The sequence below is a fragment of the Alsobacter metallidurans genome (genome assembly GCF_014636935.1).
GTDB classification, from domain to species: domain Bacteria; phylum Pseudomonadota; class Alphaproteobacteria; order Rhizobiales; family Beijerinckiaceae; genus Alsobacter; species Alsobacter metallidurans.
In genome coordinates this window covers 1,419,213-1,438,419 of sequence record NZ_BMES01000001.1, presented here as the reverse complement: position 1 = coordinate 1,438,419, position 19,207 = coordinate 1,419,213, and the positions used below count along the sequence as shown (strand labels likewise).

Annotated in this window: 21 protein-coding genes and 2 pseudogenes; 3 read left to right on the top strand and 20 right to left on the bottom strand. The window is 71.8% G+C overall.

Annotated elements, in window-relative coordinates:
- Positions 1–217 precede the first annotated feature (217 nt).
- From IEV99_RS06395 to IEV99_RS06380, 4 genes and pseudogenes are all read right to left on the bottom strand, one after another.
- A pseudogene (locus IEV99_RS06395) lies at positions 218–4,140 on the bottom strand (baseplate multidomain protein megatron).
- Positions 4,137–4,595: an NlpC/P60 family protein gene (locus tag IEV99_RS06390; protein ID WP_188516844.1), complete on the bottom strand. Its 459-nt coding sequence runs from the start codon at positions 4,593–4,595 to the stop codon at positions 4,137–4,139. Before IEV99_RS06390 ends, IEV99_RS06395 begins: the two are co-directional and overlap by 4 nt.
- On the bottom strand, positions 4,592–5,473 hold the full coding sequence (locus tag IEV99_RS06385; RefSeq protein WP_188516843.1) for a phage/gene transfer agent baseplate hub protein: 882 nt from the start codon (positions 5,471–5,473) through the stop codon (positions 4,592–4,594). The genes IEV99_RS06390 and IEV99_RS06385 overlap by 4 nt, the downstream gene beginning before the upstream one ends.
- 13 nt (positions 5,474–5,486) lie before the next feature.
- On the bottom strand, positions 5,487–6,131 hold the full coding sequence (locus IEV99_RS06380; RefSeq protein WP_188516842.1) for a DUF2460 domain-containing protein: 645 nt from the start codon (positions 6,129–6,131) through the stop codon (positions 5,487–5,489).
- A 98-nt stretch (positions 6,132–6,229) separates the two neighbouring features.
- Between IEV99_RS06380 and IEV99_RS06375 the strand changes: the two genes are divergently transcribed.
- Positions 6,230–6,472 (top strand): HP1242/YdcH family protein, encoded by a 243-nt coding sequence (locus IEV99_RS06375; protein ID WP_188516841.1) that lies wholly within the window; start codon positions 6,230–6,232, stop codon positions 6,470–6,472.
- Between the two features lie 216 nt (positions 6,473–6,688).
- Here the strand turns inward: IEV99_RS06375 and IEV99_RS06370 are convergent, their stop codons facing one another.
- From IEV99_RS06370 to IEV99_RS06340, 7 genes are all read right to left on the bottom strand, one after another.
- On the bottom strand, positions 6,689–7,228 hold the full coding sequence (locus IEV99_RS06370; protein WP_188516840.1) for a phage tail tape measure protein: 540 nt from the start codon (positions 7,226–7,228) through the stop codon (positions 6,689–6,691).
- A gap of 23 nt (positions 7,229–7,251) precedes the next feature.
- Positions 7,252–7,488 carry a phage tail assembly chaperone gene (locus tag IEV99_RS06365; protein WP_371875765.1) on the bottom strand — a complete coding sequence of 79 codons (237 nt, stop codon included), beginning with the start codon at positions 7,486–7,488 and terminating at the stop codon, positions 7,252–7,254.
- Positions 7,485–7,817, bottom strand: a complete 333-nt coding sequence (locus IEV99_RS06360; protein ID WP_188516838.1) for a gene transfer agent family protein — start codon at positions 7,815–7,817, stop codon at positions 7,485–7,487. The genes IEV99_RS06365 and IEV99_RS06360 overlap by 4 nt, the downstream gene beginning before the upstream one ends.
- Positions 7,818–7,965: 148 nt before the next feature.
- The gene (locus IEV99_RS06355; protein ID WP_188516837.1) at positions 7,966–8,376 is read right to left on the bottom strand and encodes a phage major tail protein, TP901-1 family; all 411 of its coding nucleotides are present in this window, start codon (positions 8,374–8,376) and stop codon (positions 7,966–7,968) included.
- A gap of 15 nt (positions 8,377–8,391) precedes the next feature.
- Positions 8,392–8,799: a DUF3168 domain-containing protein gene (locus IEV99_RS06350; RefSeq protein WP_188516836.1), complete on the bottom strand. Its 408-nt coding sequence runs from the start codon at positions 8,797–8,799 to the stop codon at positions 8,392–8,394.
- Complete coding sequence (locus tag IEV99_RS06345) at positions 8,796–9,128, bottom strand: phage head closure protein (protein ID WP_188516835.1); 333 nt, start codon at positions 9,126–9,128, stop codon at positions 8,796–8,798. Before IEV99_RS06345 ends, IEV99_RS06350 begins: the two co-directional genes overlap by 4 nt.
- Positions 9,128–9,697, bottom strand: coding sequence for a head-tail connector protein (locus tag IEV99_RS06340; protein ID WP_188516834.1), 570 nt, complete (start codon positions 9,695–9,697; stop codon positions 9,128–9,130). Before IEV99_RS06340 ends, IEV99_RS06345 begins: the two co-directional genes overlap by 1 nt.
- An 83-nt stretch (positions 9,698–9,780) precedes the next feature.
- Here IEV99_RS06340 and IEV99_RS06335 point away from each other — a divergent pair, with 83 nt between their 5' ends.
- Complete coding sequence (locus IEV99_RS06335; RefSeq protein ID WP_188516833.1) at positions 9,781–10,524, top strand: S1 family peptidase; 744 nt, start codon at positions 9,781–9,783, stop codon at positions 10,522–10,524.
- 141 nt (positions 10,525–10,665) lie between these two features.
- On the opposite strand, the gene IEV99_RS06330 is transcribed toward IEV99_RS06335, so the two are convergent.
- The 4 genes from IEV99_RS06330 to IEV99_RS06315 form a co-directional block, all read right to left on the bottom strand.
- Positions 10,666–11,928: a phage major capsid protein gene (locus IEV99_RS06330; protein WP_244643613.1), complete on the bottom strand. Its 1,263-nt coding sequence runs from the start codon at positions 11,926–11,928 to the stop codon at positions 10,666–10,668.
- Between the two features lie 212 nt (positions 11,929–12,140).
- Positions 12,141–12,668: an HK97 family phage prohead protease gene (locus IEV99_RS06325; RefSeq protein ID WP_188516831.1), complete on the bottom strand. Its 528-nt coding sequence runs from the start codon at positions 12,666–12,668 to the stop codon at positions 12,141–12,143.
- A 3-nt stretch (positions 12,669–12,671) separates the two neighbouring features.
- Positions 12,672–12,881, bottom strand: a complete 210-nt coding sequence (locus IEV99_RS06320; RefSeq protein WP_188516830.1) for a hypothetical protein — start codon at positions 12,879–12,881, stop codon at positions 12,672–12,674.
- Between the two features lie 46 nt (positions 12,882–12,927).
- Positions 12,928–13,131 (bottom strand): hypothetical protein, encoded by a 204-nt coding sequence (locus IEV99_RS06315; RefSeq protein WP_188516829.1) that lies wholly within the window; start codon positions 13,129–13,131, stop codon positions 12,928–12,930.
- 147 nt (positions 13,132–13,278) lie between these two features.
- Between IEV99_RS06315 and IEV99_RS06310 the strand changes: the two genes are divergently transcribed.
- Complete coding sequence (locus IEV99_RS06310) at positions 13,279–14,742, top strand: FAD-binding oxidoreductase (protein WP_244643610.1); 1,464 nt, start codon at positions 13,279–13,281, stop codon at positions 14,740–14,742.
- A 146-nt stretch (positions 14,743–14,888) separates the two neighbouring features.
- On the opposite strand, the pseudogene IEV99_RS06305 reads toward IEV99_RS06310, so the two are convergent.
- The 5 genes and pseudogenes from IEV99_RS06305 to IEV99_RS23725 form a co-directional block, all read right to left on the bottom strand.
- Positions 14,889–15,420 (bottom strand): annotated as a pseudogene (locus IEV99_RS06305) (phage portal protein); the annotation flags it as partial.
- A gap of 27 nt (positions 15,421–15,447) precedes the next feature.
- A complete protein-coding gene (locus IEV99_RS06300; protein WP_188516828.1) occupies positions 15,448–15,771 on the bottom strand; it encodes a DUF6968 family protein in 324 nt (107 codons plus the stop codon).
- A 176-nt stretch (positions 15,772–15,947) separates the two neighbouring features.
- Positions 15,948–17,351, bottom strand: a complete 1,404-nt coding sequence (locus IEV99_RS06295; RefSeq protein ID WP_188516827.1) for a phage portal protein — start codon at positions 17,349–17,351, stop codon at positions 15,948–15,950.
- A 148-nt stretch (positions 17,352–17,499) separates the two neighbouring features.
- Positions 17,500–18,744, bottom strand: coding sequence for a DNA-packaging protein (locus IEV99_RS06290; RefSeq protein ID WP_244643608.1), 1,245 nt, complete (start codon positions 18,742–18,744; stop codon positions 17,500–17,502).
- A complete protein-coding gene (locus IEV99_RS23725; RefSeq protein WP_244643606.1) occupies positions 18,713–19,180 on the bottom strand; it encodes a hypothetical protein in 468 nt (155 codons plus the stop codon). The genes IEV99_RS06290 and IEV99_RS23725 overlap by 32 nt, the downstream gene beginning before the upstream one ends.
- Positions 19,181–19,207 lie beyond the last annotated feature (27 nt).

The following is a 19,207-nucleotide window of genomic DNA, read 5'->3' as shown; positions in this document are numbered from 1 at the left end:
GCGGATCAGGTCGGAAGGCTCAATGCCCACCGTCCCCTCGAGGGGGAGGGTCGACGGCCGAAGGCCGGCGGGGTTCGGTGCGGCCGGGGAAGCGCGCGTTGTCATCAGACAGGCTGACGCCCAGCGTCACCCCACCCCGCCGCTTCGCGGCGACCCTTCCCCTCAAGGGGAGCATGTGGCTGCGGCGATCTCGGCGAAGGCGGATCGGCCGAGCCGATCACTTCACCTGCACGGTTGCTTCGAGAGGGGCGCCCGCCCCCACTGTCGCGCTGAGCTGGCGGATGCTGACGGACAAGGACGCCTGCTGAGCCCCGAAATCGGCGGCTTCGTCGGCGGTGGCGTAAAGGATGCTTTCCTGCGTAGCCGCCAGCGTGCGCAGGGCCATGCCGTCGCGCAGGATCTGCACTTCGTACGCCTCGCGATCTTCGCCGAGCGGGATGTCGACCGGCTCCCACGCGTCGGCGTCGACGCGACCCTGGCGCAGCCAACGCAGGATTACGCCGGCCGGGGTGCGCCGGGCGGTCGGGCGCACTGGCGCGAGCGGCCGCAGCGCTTGCCCGGACACCGCAGCCGAGAAGGAGAGCGCCGCAGCGTCGCCGGCGCCGCGTGCGGCGGGGCCGACGCGGTACTGGTAGGCGCGGCCCAGCGCGCCCGCGCCTTCGGCGAGCCGGGTGAGCGAGCCGTCCAGCGCCACCACGAGGGCGCCCAACGGCGCGCCAGCCACGCGTGAGCCGCCCAACCCGCGCAGGAGCCGGGACAAGCGCCAGCGCGAGGGGCCGACCAGGTCGGCGCGCCCGAACGCGATCGCCTCCCAGGCGCCACCGACGCCTTGCACGGCGACGGCCGTCGCGGCCGAAAGAGCCGTCGCGTCCAGCGCGGACGGCGGCGCGCCCGTGGGCCAGCGCACCTCCAGGGCGGCGGCCCGGTCCCACCGGTCCGGCGGACCGGCCGCGAGCGGCGCGGCCAGACGGCCGATGGGGCTGGGGGCTTCCACAAAGGCCAGAAGGTCGAAGCTCTCGCCCGACACGGAGCGCCACACCGCGAGCGTTCCCGGCCAGGGGTCAGCCGCCACGGCCAGCCACTGCAGCACGGGATCGACGGACCCGGGCAGGGCTAGATCCAGCGTTGTCGCGAAGGGCCGGCCGCCGGCGCGCCGCGACGTCGCGGGCCGACGACCGAACGGCCGGGCGGGCGCGGCGAACACGGCCGGGTTGACCGCCCGCGCCTCCACGTCGCGCTGCTCGGCGTCGCGGATGCGGGTGATGCGGTAGAGCCCGCCCGGCGGGCTATCGGGCCCGCGGGGCAAGCGCACGCAATCGCCAACCTCCAGCGCGATCAGACCCGGCCGGGCGCTGAACTGCGCCGTTTCGCGGCCGATCCAGGCGTCGTGCAGGACGCGGTCGGCGAGGCGCCCGGCCTCCGCGCGCGGCAGCACGATGGCGGCCTCGACCTGTACGTCGCGGCGGCTGCCGCCTTCCAGCCGGCGCGACAGGACGCTGGCGCGGGGGAACTCGCCCTCGGCGTCGACGAAGCCGAGCGCAACCTCGCGCGGCAGCTCCGCCTCCTGCACGCGGGTGGAGCGCACCAGCGCTCCGTCGCGGTCCGGAACGAGGTTGTCCGCGTCCAGCGTGATCGGCGCGCCCACGGCCGAGCGGTCAAGAAAGCGCACCGCGCCGCCGCTCGCGGCCGCATCAAAGCCGAACACGGCCGCGAGCGGCTCGGCGGCGGCGCGCAGGCTCATGGGACGGTCCACCACGTAGCCGTCCAGAAAGCCGTCCACCGCGACCGCCGCCGCCGGCGGCAGGTCCCAATCGCGCAGCAGGGCGCGCAGGAGGTCCTCGAGCGGCATCCCTTCCAGGCGGCCGGTGAGCCAGTGGCCGGTTTCCCAGGCGGAGCCGTCCGCCCACACGTCGTTGCGGCTCGGGAAGGCCGGAAAGGGCCGCGCGTCCCAGCACCACAGCGTGATCGCGGCCGGGTCCACCATGCGCCCGCCATAGAGCGGCGACACCGGGTTGGCGGTCGCGGCCTGCGGCCCGGCCGGGTCAAAGCGGTCCAGCAGCGCCGCGATGGCGCGGTTCTGGACGAGGTCGTTGCGAAAGCCGCGCGAGAACGGCGGCAGCTGCGCGGCCGAGGATTTTGGGTCCGGAAACGCGTTGGGACCGTTGGCGCCCTTGTCCACGGCCGGGCAGCCGCATTCCATCAGCCGGATTGGCTTGGAGCGCGGAACCCAGGCGGTCGGGGCGCCGAGCTCGACGCCTCCGACGCGCTCCACATGAGCGCTTGACCACCAGCCGGCGAGGTCCTTGGGCCGGTAGACCCAGGGCTTGCCATAGGCGCCGTCGGCGATCGGCAGGCGCGTCTGCGCGGCGCGGCCGGCCTCGTCGGCGTAGAACCAGTCGAACCCCTCCCCGCCCGCCACGTTGGCGGCCAGGTACGCCGGGTCGGCGCCATTGCGGCCCAGCGCCTCGTCGGCGTGGCCGGGCTCGTCGCGCCAGTCGCCCAGCGGCGCCCAGAGGTCGACCCCTACATGCGAGATGGCGGGCGAGGCCCAGAGCGGGTCCAGCGGAAAGCGCAATTCGCCGGGCGCCGGAACATGGGAGCCGTATTCGGTCCAGTCCGCCGCATACGTGATGGCCGAGGCCGGCCCCAAGGTGGCGCGCACATCGGCGGCCAGCGTGGCGAGCTTGCCGACGGCCGGGTAGACGCCCGGGGCCGAGCGCACCCGGGTGAGGCTCACGAATTCCGAGCCGATCACGAAGGCGTCGACGCCGCCCGCCACCGTTGCGAGGCGGGCGTAGTGGAGGATCTGCCGCCGTAGCGTCCATTCATCAGGGCCGGCATACGCCACGCCGTCGTCGACGGCCGTGAAGTGGCCGGGCTGGGCGGCGCCGAACAGGGCGGCGACCTGCGCGGCGGCCGCCGCCGTTGCGTCCACGGTTCCGGGCCAGCCGGGCGCAGGAGCGCACGTGATGCGGCCGCGCCACGGATAGGGCGGCTGCCCGGCCGCCCCCGTCCAGGGGTCCGGCAGGGCGTTGCCGGCCGGCACGTCCATCATCACGAAGGGATAGAGCGTCACCTTGAGGCCGCGCGCCTTGAGGTCGCGGATCGCCGCGATCACGAAGGCGTCGGACGGCGTGCCCCCGTAGGCGGGGCGGCCCTCGCTTTGCGAGACGCGCCGCATGGCGGCTTCGGGCAGGCCCGACACCACCACGTCTGGCGAGCCCTCCTCGCCGTCCGGCAGCTCCGAGCGCGGCGCGATCGTGCAGGCGCCGGCGCGCAGGTCGTCGCCGAACCAGCTCACCACCAGCGACACGCTGTCGAGGTTGGGGCAGAGCGCCTGCAGGGCGTCCATGGAGGCGGCCCAGTCGGTCGCGTGCGTGAGCTGCTGGCGGTTCTGCAGCAAGGTTCCGCTGACGTCGCGGTCGCGCCCGGCCGGCGTCGGCGCATACGCGAAGGCTCCGGCGCCCGGGATTACGTCAATCGAGCGGATGCGGGCGTTCAGAGCGCCGACGGGGCGCACCACCTCGAAGGAGAGCTGCGGCACGCGGTTGCCGAAATTGGCGAGCGGCAGGCGCTCGAACACCACATAGGCGAGCCCGCGATAGGCCGGCGCGGCGTCCGCGCCCTCCTTGGCGACGATCAGCGGGTCGGGGTCCTGCGTCTCCGTCCCGGCATGGACCCGGATCGTGTAGAGCGTGCGGTCGATCTCGCGGCCGTCGGCCCAGATGCGCCGCACGAAGGCGATCGGCCCCTCGCAGAGCCCCACCGCCAGGTTGGCGTAGTAGGCGTAGGTGGCCGTGGTGGTGTGCGGCGCGGAGGAGCCGCCGAGCCCCTTGCCGCCGCCGCCCTCGCGGGCGTAGCTCACCTCCTCGAGAAAGCGCGTCGCCCAGATCACCTCGCCGCCGACGCGGGCGCGGCCATAGACGCGCGGGATCGGCGCGCCTTCGGTGGAGCCGAGCCCGGTCAGCGTCTTCAGCCTTGGCCCCTCGACGAACTTGCGGCCTCCACCGCCGCCAATCAGCGGTGGTCGATCACCGAGCCGGCCGCTGCGCCCACGGTCTGGCCGATCAGCGCGCCGACCGGGCCGCCGAGCGCGTTGCCGATGGCCGAGCCGGCGGCCTGCAGCACGAGCGTGGTCATGGCTGGTTCTCCCTCAGGGGTGGAAAGCGGAACGCCGCCGCCAGGCGCGGCCGCCAGACGCCGAGCGCGACGTCGGCCACGCAGGCGCCGTCATGGGCGTGGATCATGCGGCCCGGCCCGGACGCGACGCCGCAATGCTTGGCGGGCGCGCCGTCGCGCCAGCGAAACAGCAGCAAATCCCCGGGCAAGACGCCGGCGAGCGCCAGCGGCGCGAGATGGCGGCCGGCGGCTTCGGCGAGCGTGTCGCGCCCTTGCGCCTCGGCCCAGTCCGGCCGGTAGGGCGGCGTCGGCTCCGGCTCGGAGCCATACACCGCCCGCCAGACGCCGCGCACCAACCCCAGGCAGTCGCAGCCGACGCCGCGCAGGCTCGCGCCGTGCACATAGGGGGTGCCGAGCCACAGTTGCGCCTGCGCCAGCACGGCGTCGCGGCTCGCCGCCGTGAGCTCTTCGCTCACCGAAACAGGCTCCCGCCGTCCATCGCGGGGTCGCCGTTGCGGGCGACGCGCAGCAGGAAGTCGTTGCCGGGCATGTGCGGAAAACCGCGGAAGTTCACAACATTGCCAAAGCGCCCCGCGCAGGTCTCCAGCCGCTTGTCGCAGCCCGCCGTCACCGTGAAGCCGTCGCCCGGCAGGATCGGCGCGCCGGGCGCCTGCCAGAGCGTCAGCGAACCTCCGTCATGCGCCTTCACGGCGCCGGCCGCGCCAACATTGTCGCCGGACGTGAAGACGAGCCGCCCGCCCGCGAACAGGTCCGGCTCGAAACCCGCCAGCGCGCCCGCCTCAATGAACACCCGCCCGTCCGTGCCCTGCACGATCCCGTCCGCCCGCCAGCGCGGGTCGGCCAGGCTCACGCCGCAGCGCGCGTCGCCGAGGTCGGCCGCGCAGGCGGGCTGGAAGGCGCGGCCGCGCGGGTCGTCGAAGCGCTGCCCCAGGCCGCGCAGCTCGGCCGTGAAGGCGGCGTCGGCCCGGCGCACCTCGCCGATCGTGAAGCCGTCGAGCAGCACGCGGCTGCCCAGATCGCTCCAGTCCACCAGCCAGAGGTCCACGGCGGCGCCGTCGAAGAGCCCGCCCGCGAGGTCGGCCTCCGAGAGCGAACCGGCAGCCAGCGCGCCCGCGACCTCGCCGCCGCCCACCGCGAAGCCGAGTTGGCTTTCGCTGTCGGCCGCCTCCAGGCCGGCCGCTGCCGCGTGGGTCACGCCGTCGAACACGAGGTCGCGGTCGTGGTCGGTGAAGCCGAGCACCAGGCCGTCCCGGCGCGTGATGCGCCAGCAGCGGGCGAGCGTAGTCGCCCCGGTCGCGAGCGCGGCCGAGAGGGATGCGGGCAGCGCGCGCATGAGCGCCTCCTGGTCAGGGGATAATCTCGATCAGCGGAATGGACGGGATCTCGCCGGCCTCGAAGGCGGCGAGATCCACAATCAGCTCGTCGGCGTCGAAGCGCACCGGCACGTCGAACAGGAAGCCGGCCGTCACGGCCGCGCCGGGCGCGGGCAGCTTGCCGGGCCGGAACGTGACCTGCCCGGTCGCGGCGTCGACATCCCAGTCGACCCCCGCCGCCCTCTCGACGCCCGCTACTGCGACGCGCACGCTGCCGGCGACCGGCTTCTCGATCGGCCGGCGATACGGCGCGAAGGCGGCCCCGTAGGTCTTGGCCAGCGCGAAGCTCGCGAGCCCGGCCGCGCCGGTTCCGATCGGCATGTCCAGCGGCCCGGGCGCGGCGCCGGGCGTGCAGGAGCGATCATCCAGCCGGTCGCGCCAGCGAAAGCCGTAGAGCCGGCCCCGCCGTTCCTCGAAGAACGCCACCACGGCGGCCAGAGCGGTCAGCGTCTTGACGCCGTAGCCGGCGTCATAGCGGCGACGCGCATGCGCCCAGCGGGCGTTGCGCTCCTCGCGGCCTGAGCCGGTGACGACCACGTCGGTCCGCCGGCGGGGCCCGCCACGGCTTTTCACCGCCACGTCCACCGGAAAACGCACCTCATGGAAAGGGGCCGGCATCGGCGTCTCCTCTGGTTGCATGCAGCGTCGTTGACTTCGCGCAAAGCGGATCGGCGCGGCCGGACGTCATCTGGGGCATCCACACAAGGGAGGTCCCGATGACCCACGTCCCCCATGGCCTGCACGAAGAATTCCCCAACGCCGCGGCGGCGATTAGCCGCCTCAAGATCGGCGACGCACATTTCGCCCATTTGGTGGAGGGCTACGAGGCCGCAAACCGCGAGATCCACCGCATCGAGGCGGGGCTAGAGCCCGTGGACGACGCCGTGCTGGAAGCGCTGAAAAAGAAGCGGCTCAAACTGAAGGACCAGATCGCCGCAATGCTGCGGACGGCGGCGTAGGGGGCGCACGGCGCGAGGCGCCGCCCTCCCCTCGAGGGGGTGGGTCGACGGCCAAAGGCCGGCGGGGTGAGTTGACGCCTGGGACGGCCTCGTTCTTTCCAACCAGAGTCACGCCCTGCTGCACGCCACCCCGCCGCTGCGCGGCGACCCTCCCCCTCAAGGGGAGTGTGTGGCTGCGGCGCGTTCTGAACGTTGGCGGCGCTCTCGCAGCTTTCCTCACAAGCCCCGCTGCCCGCGCGCCACGGCTCGGGCGATGGCGGCGCTCACCGTGGCCTCCGAGCGGCGGAAGCTTTCGGCGTCCGGGGTGGTGATGTTCACCGTCACGGAGCGACCGCCACCCGCGCCTGCACGCACGCCGAGGGCGCCGTCCGGGCCGCGCGCCAGCGGCAGGATCGCCTCCGGCCCGGCCTCCCCGGCCAACCCCAGCCCCTGGCCGAGAGGAAAATAGGTCGGCGCCCGCACCACTCCGCCATCAGCGAAAGCCTGCACGGGCGCAGAGCCGCCGCCGAACAGGCCGCCGGAGTTGCCGAGAATGTTGGACAGCCCCGTGGTGAGCAGGCCCTCAAGCGGCTTCATGGCGGCTTTCAGGGCGATGTCCTGCAGCTTCAACCCGAGCCCGCGCAGCACGTCCTCGAAGCGCTTGCCGTCCGTGGCCCCCTTGGCGAACGCCGACGTGATCGACTTCCCGAAGGCCTGCGCCAACCCGTCGAGCCGCGTGAGTTGGGCTTCCTGCGTGGCGAAATCCTGCATGGTCATCGGTCAGCTCCATCGTGGTGCGCTCAGTCCGGGAACATCCGCATCAGCGCTCGCACATCGGCGCCGGTGGGCGCGCCTCCGCCCCTTGTCTTGCCGAACACGCCTTCAGCCGCGGCCGCGAGTTCGCGCGGGGTCGCGGCCCAGAAATTGGCAGGCGACAGCCGCAGGACGCCAAGCCCGAAGGCCATGGCGTCGGACCACGGGAAGGGGCGGGAGGGCTCCCCATCCGGGTGGTCGGGTCGACGTCCTGCGGCTCTCAAGGGCGCGGCGAAGCGTCCCCGCCCGAGCTGAAGCAGCGTTCGAGCATGTTGGCGATCGCGGTCGCGATCGGCTCCAGGCCGTCACCTAGCGGCAGGGCCGCGACCTCCTCGTCGCTGAGCGGCGTCCCGCCGCCCCGAATGCCGGCGCCCAGCAGCCGCACGAGGTCGCGGGCGCCGAGCTGGCCGGAGGCGAAGCGGCGCCCGAGCGCGTCCAGGTTCTCGACCGCGAACGCCGCCTCGAGTTCGGCCAGCGCGCCCAGCGTCAGCCGCAGCGTGTAGCGCCGCCCGCCAATGATGGCCTCGACGTCGCCCCGGTGGGGATTGGGCATGAGTGTCTCCGATCTGGATGGAGCAAGCGCGCAGCGCCACCCTCCCCTCAAGGGGAGGGTGGGCGTCGGCGCCTCTCGCAGAACAGGCGCATCCTTCTCCCCCCGGGAGAAGGATGCGCGCAGGCAAACGGCGTTTGGGAGAAACAACTCAGAGCGCCGTGAATGTCAGGGCGCCGGCGCTTTCCAGCGCGAGGTCGAAGGTCACCTCGCCGGCGTGGTCGCCGCGGTAATCGAGGTTGGCGATGTGAAACGGACCCTGCACGATCCCGAAGCTCGGGATCACGATCTGCCAGCTCCGGATCGCGTCGTCGAACAACACCTGCCGCACCAGGGCGTCGGCGGCCTCGTCGCGAAACACGCCGGATCCGCTCACGGCCGCGCGGCGTACGGCGGCGCCTGCCAGGAGTTCGCGCCAGCGGCCGGCGGACTCCGCGTGGGTGACGTCAACGGCCTCGGCGTTGAAGCTGATCTGGCGGGCGCGCAATCCCACCACGGACACGAAGGCGCCGGCTCCATCGTCGAGCTTCAGCAGCAGGTCCTTGCCCTTCTGAACGGCCATGGGGATCTCCAAAAATCAGAGCGGCTCGGTGAGCGCCGCCAGGCGGATAACGGCGCGGCGCAGGCCGGCCTTGTCGGGACGGGCGGTTTCCTCGGCGGCGACGCGCAGGAGCACGAGGCGGTGGCCGTCGAGCACGAGAGGCGGGTCGGCGGCCAGCGCGGCAATGCGCTCCAGAATGGCGAGCAGTTCGGCGTCGCCGCCCTGGCTCGACCAGGCGACAAGCGACAGCGCGTGCTGGCGACCATTCAGGGATCCGGCGGACCAGTCCTTGGCGCTCGCCTCGCCGAAGGTGACGTAGGGCGGATCGGCACCGCGCGGGGCTTCGTCGTAGATGCGCGCGCCGCCCAAAAGCGCGTTCAGCTCAGGGTCGGCGACGAGCAGCGCGCGCAGCGCCGTTCTAAGCGCCAGGATGGGGTGGCTCACGGCTTCACCTCCTCGCACAGGCACACCAGTCGGCGGCGGCGCTCGTCCGGATCCCAGACCGAGCGGATCAGAAACAGCCGCGTCCCGAGCCGCAACCGCCTGGAGGCGTCCACGCCGGCGCGCCAGCGCAACGCGATGCGGTGCGTGACGCTTTGGCCGAGCGCGCCGGCGCGGATGTCGTCCTCGCCGCCGACCGGATCGATGCGGCCCCAGACCTGCGCGACGGCCGCGAAGGTGCGGCGCACGCCCCCTGCCCCGTCGGGCGTCTCGGTCGGGGCTTCCAGGGTCAGGCGACGCCGGAACTGGGCGATGCTGGCCGGTCCCGCCATCACAGCCTCGCCCGGCGGTAGGGCGCGACCAGCGCGGCGACGGCCGCCGGCATGGGGGTGGGCGCAACGCCAGGCGCGCCGTCGCCCCGGTTTTCATAGAGGTGCGCGGCGAAGAGCCTGACCGCCATGCGCAGCGCCTCCGGAACGGTGGCGGCGGCTGCGCCGTAGCCTGCCGTCATGTCGATCTCGATCCCGCCGAGCGGACGGCCCGGCGCCGGCACGGCGCCCAATAGCGCGAGCTGGGGCGGGTTGAACGCGCCGCTGAACTGGTAGACCGCCGTCGCCACAGTGGTCGCCACGTTGGCGGCGTTGAACACCCGGATGGCCGAAACGGCCTGCACGGGCGTCACCGGCAAGCTGAGCGGCGACGGCGGCCAGGCGTTCAGCACCAACCGCCAGGTCTGGGTGACGAGCTTACGGCCCGAAGCCGCCTCCACGCCGAGCCGCGCCGCCGCGATGGCGGCGGCCAGCAGCGCGTCTTCGTCCGCCACGTCGATCTTCAGCCAGTCCTTAAGCTCGGCGAGCGTGATCGGCTCCACGGTCGGGGCCGTGAGGAGAATGAGCGCCATTGGGCGGCCTCCCTGGGTTGCGCCGTCGCTTCCGTTCCGGGCGCGGCCGTGCGATGTCGCGGCGCTCGAAACGGGGATCGAAGATGCGCTTGGGTTTGCAAGGTCGGTTGAGGGTCGCGGCCGCGGCGACGCTCGGAATGCTCGGCGCGACCGCGCCCGCCAAGGCGGTGACGCTGGGCGAGCCCGCGCCGCGCCTGGCGCCGCATGTTGTGATGGTGGTGGAGCGGCAGGGCTTCTGCTCGGCCGCCGTGGTGGCGCCCGACGTGGTGCTGACGGCCGCCCATTGCGTCGCCGGCAAGGAGATCCGCGTGATGATTCGCGACGCTGCGAACGCGCCGGTGCTGCTCGCCCCACTGGGCGTCGCCGTGCATCCGCAATACGACAAGGGCGGCGCGCAGGCGCGGCGGCGCTCGATCGACCTCGCGCTGGTGCGCCTCCCTGCGCCGCTGCCGTCGGGGTTCCTGCCCGCGACGCTGGGCGAGAACGGCCGGCCTGCCGCCGGCGAAAGCTGGACGGTGGCCGGCTACGGCCTCGGCGAGGAAGGCGACCCGCGCACGGGAGGCCAGTTCCGCGCCGCCGCGCTGCCGGTGATCGAGCCCTATGGGCCGAGCACGATCTTGGTCTGGCTCAGGAGCTCCACCCCCGGCCGGGGCGCCTGCACGGGCGATTCCGGCGGGCCGATCTTCGCCCCGGACGGATCGCTCGGCGCGATCACGGCCTGGGCGGAGGGCGCCGGCAAGGCGCGATGCGGCGCCCTCACGCAAGGCGTGCTGGTCGCCCCGCAACGCGCCTGGATCGGCAAGACCCTGGCGGGCTGGGGGCGGTGAGCCCTTCTCCCCGGCACGGGGAGAAGGTGGCCGAGCGAAGCGAGGTCGGATGAGGGGAGCGGCTGGACCACCCTCACCCCAGCCCTCTCCCCGTGCCGCGGAGAGGGGACGCGTTGCGGCCCTCGATTTGGGTCGCGACAACTAAGCCACCCCGAACTTCAGCAGCTTGATGGCGTCGAAGTCCTGCACGCCGCCGCCGACGCGCTTGGTGGTGTAGAACAGCACGTAGGGCTTGGCCGTGTAGGGATCGCGCAGCACGCGCACGCCGACGCGGTCGACCACCAGGTAGCCCCGGCGGAAGTCGCCGCACGCCACCGCGAAGCTGTCGGCCGCGATGTCCGGCATGGTCTCGGCCTCGACCACCGGGAAGTTCAGCAGCGTCGCGGGCTGGCCGATGGCGGTGGGCGGCTGCCACATGTAGTCGCCCGTGCTGGTCTTGAACTTGCGGATGGCCGCCTGCGTCCGCCGGTTCAGCACGAAGCTGGCGTTCTGGCGGTAGCCGGCCTTGAGCGAGTAAACGAGATCCACCAGAACATCCGCCGGATTGACGGTGGGGCTCGACGCCGCGAAACCGCCCGCCACGCCGGTGGCGAGGTACCCGAGCTTGCCCCAGGTCCAGGCCGCCACGGTCGCCTTGGGCGCCGCCATGAAGCCGGCGGGCTTGTTCACGCCGTCGCCGTTGACGAAGGCCGCGCTCTCCTGCTCGGCGAAGACGGTCTCGACCTCGTCGGCGATCCACTGCTCGATGTTCACGGCCGCGTCGTCCAGCAGCGTCTGCGTGGCCGACGGCATGGCGTAGAGCTCCATGGCCGGGAAGTTGAGCTCGGCGATCACCTGGCTGGCGGTCTGCGGCCGCGCCGCCGCCTCGGCCACCCAGCCGGAGGCCGGGCCGGTGGTGGAATAGGCCTTCTTGAAGCTGCCGGTGGAGATCTCCCGCACTGACGCGATCGCGCGGATGGGCGAGATCAGCGCCATGCGGCGCAGGATCTCGCGCTCGGCCGGGGGCGGCACCAGGTAGCCGCCGTCCGGGCCCGAGCCCGCCGACAGGGCCTTGGCCTCCAGCGACTTCAGCCCGGCGCTCTCGCCGGCCCGGACATAGAGGTCGAACGCCGCCTTGTGCTCGGCGGCGGCGCCGGACGCGTGTTCGCGCTCGTCGCGGCCCAGCGCCGGGCGGCTCGCTTTGAGGGCCATGCCGTCGACCCGCCGGCGCGCCTCGTCCAGCGCCTGGTCGATGCGGGCGAGCTTTTCGTCGACCAGCACGTCGGAGGAGAGCCGGGTCTCGAGCTCGCCGAGGCGCTGGTCGTTGGTTTCGCGGAAGGCCTCGAAGGCCCGGTTCAGCTCCTCGAAGGCCTGGGCGTTCGAAGCGGCGTGCTTGGTCTCGTAGGCGGGAGCGGCGTGGGTCATGTCACGTCCTTGCGGTTGAAAACGATGCGCCACCCTCCCTGCCCTCATCCTGAGGAGCCTTGGCGCAAGCCAAGGCGTCTCGAAGGACGAGGTGTTCAGGAGGTGGGAAATGTCGTGCAAGCTGGAGTCCCTCGTCCTTCGAGACGCGCCCTGCGGGCGCTCCTCAGGATGAGGGGGTTGAGCGTTTGCGGTGGGTGGAGTTGCGCCCGCTCTCACCGCCCCTTCACGGCGGTGACGCGGGCCTGGGGGAGCAGCGGGAAGGTCACGAGCGAGATCTCCCACAGGTCCAACTTGGCGATGCGGCGCACGCCTGAGCGCGCGTCGGTGCGGGCGCCGCCGACCTTGAAGCCGATGGAGAGCCCGTCCACCGCGCCCTGGCGCATCAGCGCGACGAGCTCGCGGGCGCGGGCCACGCCCATGTTGAGGCGGCCACGCGCGAAAAGGCCGCGCGCGTCCTCGCGCAGCACCGTCCAGGCGCCGATGGGCTCGGCCGGATCGTGCTGCCACAGGAGCCGCACGCCCGAGACGCCGCGCCGGGCGAGGCTTTCGGAAAAGGCGCCGGGCAGCACCATGTCGCGGCCGAGGTCCACCACGCCGAACAGGCTGGCGTAGCCCTCGAACACGCCCGCGGCGGACAGGGGGGCCAGCGGCAGCCGGCCGTCCCGCACCTCCACGGGCGGCGGCGGCGGGCGCGGCGGCGGCCGCAATGGCGGCAGGGAGGAGCGGGTCGCGAGCCGCATGGCTCAACCCTTCCGGGCCGAGGCCACGACGCGCGGCCGGCGGCGCGGCGACGGCGCCGAGCCGCACGGATCAAGCCTGGCCAGCGTCTGCACAAAGGCGGCGATGACCTGCTCGGGCTCCGGCTTGGCGGCGACAGCCGCCCCGGCGATCGCCGACAGGGCCTCGTTCGCGTCCGCCCCGCGGGCGGCGCGTCGCAACAGAAACGACAGCATGGGAAATCCTTTGGTGCTGAAAAGGCTTGGTGAAACGGGTCGAGCGTCAGTCCCGCCGATCCGCGCGGGCGTTGAAGCGATGCAACTCGCGCACGAAGCCATCGAAGCGGCGGTTGGCGGCCGAGAGCTCGCGCAGCAGCAGCGCCACGGCCGCCGAGGCGCCGCTGGCCCACAGAAAAAGCGCCAGGTCGGCGAGGTCGCCGCGCCCGAGCAGGCTCAGGATGAGAGGGCTATCGAGGAGGGGCGGCATCGGAAGCTCCTTGCCATTGGGCCGCGCGCGGCCGGGGGACGCAAAAAGCGCCCGCGGCGGGGGCCGGGGCGCTGGGGAAATCTGAAACCTGCGTCGGCGCCTTGCGGCACGACAGGACAGCGGCAACAATCAATTTTTGAATCTTAAATGGCAGACCGCGCCATGATTTCTTTTAGCCGGAGGGGCATTGTCCTTGGCGCGACCGCGGCGGCGCTTGCGCGCCCCGCGCTGGCGACGAAAGCGCCGGCCTTCGTGCTGAACGACGCCAGCGGGTTGAATCCCACTTCCGTCGCCAAGACATGGGCGCCATCCGCGGCCGAGACCCCGGGGCGTCTGCGTGATCTGCTCCGGGCTGAGCTTCGCGACGCAGCCGCCGCTGGCCGCCCGTTCACGGTCGGCGCCGCCCGGCACTCCATGGGCGGGCAGAGCCTTGCGGCCGGCGGAACAGCGGCAAGCCTTCCGGCTGTTGAACTGGATCTCGATACCGCCAGACTGCGATACCGCGTGTCAGCAGGCGCCCGCTGGCGAGACGTGATCGCGAGACTCGACCGCGCCGGCTTTTCGCCCGCCGTCATGCAGTCCAATCACGACTTCGGCGTAGCGGCGACCTTCAGCGTCAACGCCCATGGTTGGCCTGCGCCGTTTGCCCCGCACGGTTCCACCGTGGAGGCTGTCACCCTGATGCTCGCCGACGGGACGGTCCTGCGCTGTTCCCGCACCGAGAACCAAGAGCTTTTTCGTCACGCCATGGGCGGCTATGGACTCCTTGGCGTCATTTTGGACCTCGAACTCGCGATGGTTCCGAACGAGGCCCTGCAGCCTCGGTTCACGACGACTTCGTTCGACAAGCTGGCCACGGCCTTCATGGCGGGCGTCTCGGATCCGAAAACGCGGATGATCTACGGTCGGCTCTCCGTGGATCGAGCCCATTTCCTCAAGCAGGCGTTGCTCGTCGCCTTAGCGACGACGCCGACCTCGCCGCACCGTCTTGACGACGCGACGCCAGGTCGTCGCCTGCCGCCTTCCCTCACTCGGGCCGTCTACCGCGCCCAGGTCGGCTCCGACTGGGGGAAACGCGCGCGATGGTTCGCCGAGACAGCGCTGGGGCCGGCTCTGGCTTCGGGCCTTTATGCACGCAACGCCCTGCTCAACGAGCCGGTCTCTGCGCTTCGCAACACCACGCGGGGCAGGACGGACATCCTGCACGAGTATTTTGTCCCGCCGGCCCACCTGGCCGCATTCCTCGATGGCTGCGGCCGGATCATCCCAGCTGGCGGCGGCGATCTGCTCAACGTCACCCTGAGGTATGTTCGGGCGGACCGCGACAGCGTTCTGGCCTATGCGCCAGAGGAGCGTATCGCGGCCGTCATGTCGTTTTCGCAACAACTGACGGCGGACGCGGAAGCCGGCATGCAGTCCATGACAACCGGGCTGATCGACTTGGCGTTGTCGCACGGGGGCTCATTTTACCTGCCCTATCGCCTTCACGCGTCGCGGCGCCAGGTGTTGGCTGCATACCCAGCCCTTCCCGCGTTCATCGAAACGAAACGGCGCCACGATCCGAAAGCCCTTTTTCGCAACATGATGTGGGATCGCTATTGCGCGGCTTGAGACGGAGGGCTGGAGCGCTGATCGGACGTCCGATCCAGTGGCCCCTTTGCCGCCGTCGGACTCGCCACGACGTCTCCCGGCAGAGAGCCTACCCCGCCCCGGCCGCCCTTACCGGCCGGCGGCGCGGCCGGCTGTGGCTTCGCCCCGTACCCCACCGCCTCGCGTTTCTCGTCATCCGTGAGGAAGCCCGCCGCGCCGATGCGCGCCCATAGCGCTTCGCGCTCGGGGGCCAGCGCGTCGACGCCGTCGAGGTCGGGCTCCAGGCGAAGGGCGCCGTCGAAGGCGGGGCCGAGCCAATGGGCCAGGCTCGCGGCCGTGCGGGTGACCAGCGGAATCCAAAGAGTCCTGGATGCGGCGAGCCGGGCAGGCCCGGCGCGCCGTCTGGCGCCAGAAGCTGCGATTGGCTTCGGCGTAGTTGGAATAGGTGTTGTCGCCCGGCAGGCCGAGCAGCATCGGCGGCACGCCGAAAGCCAGCGCGATCTCGCGGGCGGCGGCCGCCTTGGCCTGGATGAAGTGCATGTCCTTGGGGGTCATGGAGAGCGGCTTCCAGTCCAGTCCGCCTTCCAGCAGCAAAGGGCGGCCGGCGTTGGCCGCGCCCTGGAAGCCGGCCTCCAGCTCCTCTTTCAGGCGGTCGAACTGCTCGTCCGAGAGGTTCGCGCCCGCCGCCGCGGCGGGCCGGTCTGTTATGCAGCCGGAGCCGTTTGGCTACATGTCTTCATATCCTGGAATGTCGTCCCTGATGATACGGGGTATGGGGAAGCCGAATCCCCCCGGTCTTCCCTCGACAACCATCCTTCCGTTTTTGTGAAAATCACTGCAATACAAATCAGTCCCAACCATATATATCGCCAAGACTAAAGCTTGCGCAGAGTCTAGACCGTGGGCTCGACGCGTTGTTTTTTCATTTGGCCATTGAATCTCGTATCGGCACGACCAGTCTTTCTTCAGACGCTCAGGCGCAAAAATGCTGACGGTTACCTTTTCGTCAGAACTTTTGATGATGTCGATGACTTTTTGTGTGATGATCATTTATTACTCAATAGTTAAGTGAAGGGATCGGCTTACCGCGCAAACACGCAGCATAGCGTTCCATGGCGTGACGATAGCAAGAGGCTAGGCCAACCATCCGACATTGAAATGTATCTCGCTCAAGTTGTCGTTTGCACCGACTTTCGAGCGACGCGGATACCCAACCTGCCTCTCTTTCAGCGACGGTTGGTTTGACCTTCTCCACTCCCATCCGTCCACTGCCCGCCCTCCGGGTTCCCGGCCGGCACACGCGGCTGGTTCTGCCAGCTTCCGCCGCCCCCGCCGCCGAGGCCGTCCCCTCCGGCCGGGCTCGCCACGACATCACCGGGCAGCGGGTCCACCCCGCCCCAGCCGCCCTTGCCGGCCCCCGGCCGGGCGGAGGCGGGCTTTGCCCCATACCCCACCGCCTCGCGTTTCTCGTCATCCGTGAGGAAGCCGGCCGCGCCGATGCGCGCCCACAGGGCCTCGCGCTCGGGGGCGAGGGCGTCGACGCCGTCGAGGTCGGGCTCCAGGCGAAGGGCGCCGTCAAAGGCGGGGGCGAGCCAGTGGGCCAGGCTCGCGGCCGTGCGGGTGACCAGCGGGATCACGGTCTGGCGCCAGAAGCTCCGGTTGGCTTCGGCGTAATTGGAATAGGTGTTGTCGCCCGGCAGGCCGAGCAGCATGGGCGGCACGCCGAAGGCGAGCGCGATTTCGCGGGCGGCGGCCGCCTTGGCCTGGATGAAGTCCATGTCCTTGGGGCTCATGGACAGCGGCTTCCAGTCCAGGCCGCCCTCCAGCAGCAGCGGGCGGCCGGCGTTGGCCGCGCCCTGGAAGCTCGCCTCCAGCTCCTCCTTGATGCGATCGAACTGCTCGTCCGACAGGTTCATGCCCGCCGCCCCGGCATAGACCAGCGCGCCGGAGGGCCGGGCGGCGTTGTCCAGCAGCGCCTTGTTCCACGCCCCGGCGGCGTTGTGGATGTCGAGCGCCACGGCGGCGGCTTCCGTGGGGGCGAAGCCGTAGTGGTCGTCCAGCGGGTTGAACAGGGTGAGATGCAGGATCGGCGGCGGGCCGTCTCCCCCGTCCCGGTGATCTTGCGCGAAGCGCACCGTGCGGGCGCCCACCGTGTAGTCGTAGGCCTGGGCCCAGCCGTCCGGCCCGGGCACCACCTTCATGCGGTCCGGCCGCAGCGCATAGAGCTCGCGCGGCTCGCCCCGCACGCTGGCGAGCTCCAGATAGGCGTTGCCGGCCACCAGCAGGTGGCCATAGAGCGCGTCGAACAGCGCCGCCGAGGCGTCGCGCGGGTTGGGTCGCGCCAGCAGGCGGGCGAGCGGATGGTCCGGCTCCTCGCGCCCGTCGCGGTAGACGAGAAGGGGCACGCTGGCGGCGGCCTCGGCCACCATACGCACCGCCCGATACACCACGGCGTTGCGCTGGTAGCCCTCGCGCGCCAGCGCCGCATAGTCGCGCGGCGTCCACACGGGCCGGCCGATGCTGGGAAAGGCGATGAGCGGCCCGGTGCGGGACGCCTTCGCGTGCGGCGCCGAAACCGGCGCAGCGACGCGCCCCCCGCGCCCCATGAGGCGCGACAGCAAGGATGACATGAAAGGGTTCTCCAGGATGCTCCCCTCTCCCACGCCGTGGGAGAGGGGCAGGGGTGAGGGTGGCGCGACGGGTCTCGATACTGCGATTGGAGCGGCGGCGAAGGCCCTCACCCCTGCCCCTCTCCCGCAGGCGGGAGAGGGAGGCGCTTCACATCCGCCGCACGCGCGGCTCCGCCGTCTTGGCTCCCAGCGCGAGCGCGGTGACGGCCCAGACCAGCGCGTCCATTCGGTCGGGCGAACGGCCGTTGGAGAGGCCGAAGCCGGTCGCGGTGGGGCCGAAGTCGCAGAGTTCGTCTTCCAGGTCGGGAAAGCTCCCGGCGTGGCGGACGCGGCCGCGTTCGTAGAGGTGGGCGACCGGCTCAGCGCGCAGGTGCTTGCCGCGGGCGGCGCGCACCGGGGTCACCGGTACGCCGGGGCCGGCTTCGGCCAGCACGGCCTGGGCCATTTCGCCGCCCTGGTTCACCTCCACCACGAGGGCGTCGGCCTCCAGCCGGCGCACCAGCGCGCAGGCGGCCGCCGCCCATGCGGCCGGGCGGACGCCCGCCAGCGTGGCGTCGGCCAGCACGTGCACCACGCCGTCGGCGTCAATGCCGGCGGCCACGATTCCGCAGGCGTCGGCGCGCTTGGAGGAGGAGGCCGGCGGGTCCACGGCCACGACGATCCGGGTGAGCCCCGCCGGGGCCTCGGCCTCGCGGCAGCTTTCGATGAGGTCGCGGCTCCATAGCGCGTCCTGCCGCTCTTCCAGAATCTCGCCCATGAGTTCCTGCCGGCCGAGCCGCGTGCCGCCATAGCGGCGCGCCATCATGTCGATGAAGCCTGGCGCCAGAAACGCCCGGTTGGCGGCCGTGGAGGCCCGGCACACCGCCGTGTGCGGATCGGCCAGGATCTCCTTCAGCAGCGGCAAGGGCCGTGGCGTAGTGGTGACGAGCTGGCGCGGCCGGTCGCCCAGGCGCATGCCGAATTGCAGCATGTCCCAGGTCTCGCGGGCCTGCCGCCACTTGGCGAGTTCGTCCAGCCAGGCGGCCCCGAACTGGGGGCCGCGCAGGCTTTCGGGGTCCTCGGCCGAGAAGGCGTGCGCCACCGCTCCATTGGGCCAGGCGAGCCGGCGGCGGGAGGATTCCCACCGGGGCCGCTTGTCGCGCGGGTGAACGGCGAGGATGCCGGAAGGCCCCTCCACCATCACGTCGCGCACATCCGCGAAGGTTTCGCCCAGCAGCGCGATGCGGCCGACCGGCTTGCGGCCGGTAGCCAGCGCCCTCACCCACTCGGCCCCGGCGCGCGTCTTGCCCGCGCCGCGGCCGCCCAGGATGAGCCACACCGACCATGGCCCACCGCCCTGCGCGGCCGCGGGCGGCTGCTGGTCAGGCCGACCCCAAAGGTCCCACTGCGTCATCCAGTGCCGCAGGATCCCCGGGCTCGCCTCGCTCAAGAGCGAGTTCAGCTTCCCGTTCTCGTGCAATTCGAGAAAGGTGTCGCGCAAGCTCTTCGCGGAACTCGTCGGCGTCGCGGTCTCCATCGTCGATCTCCGGTTCCGCGCGCGCCTTGTCCCGGGCGATGTCGTCTTCGGTGGGCAGTTCCTTGAGCACGCGGCAGAGCACCGCGAGCGCCTTGGCCTCGTGCTCGAGGTTGCCGCCGCCCGGAATGTCGCGGCTGCGCTGCTCGATCTTGGTCACCTGGGTTTCGGCCGCGGCCCAGAGGCGCGACAAAAGCGCCTCCTTGCGGCTTGGCGGAGGGTGGTCGCCGGGGCTGCGGCGAGCCGTGAGGCTGTCGGGCGCGTCCGGACCCAGGCTGCCCCGACTGTTCGGCTGGGTGTTGGCTGGCAACGTCATGCTGAAAATGCTCCTATGAAGACGCGC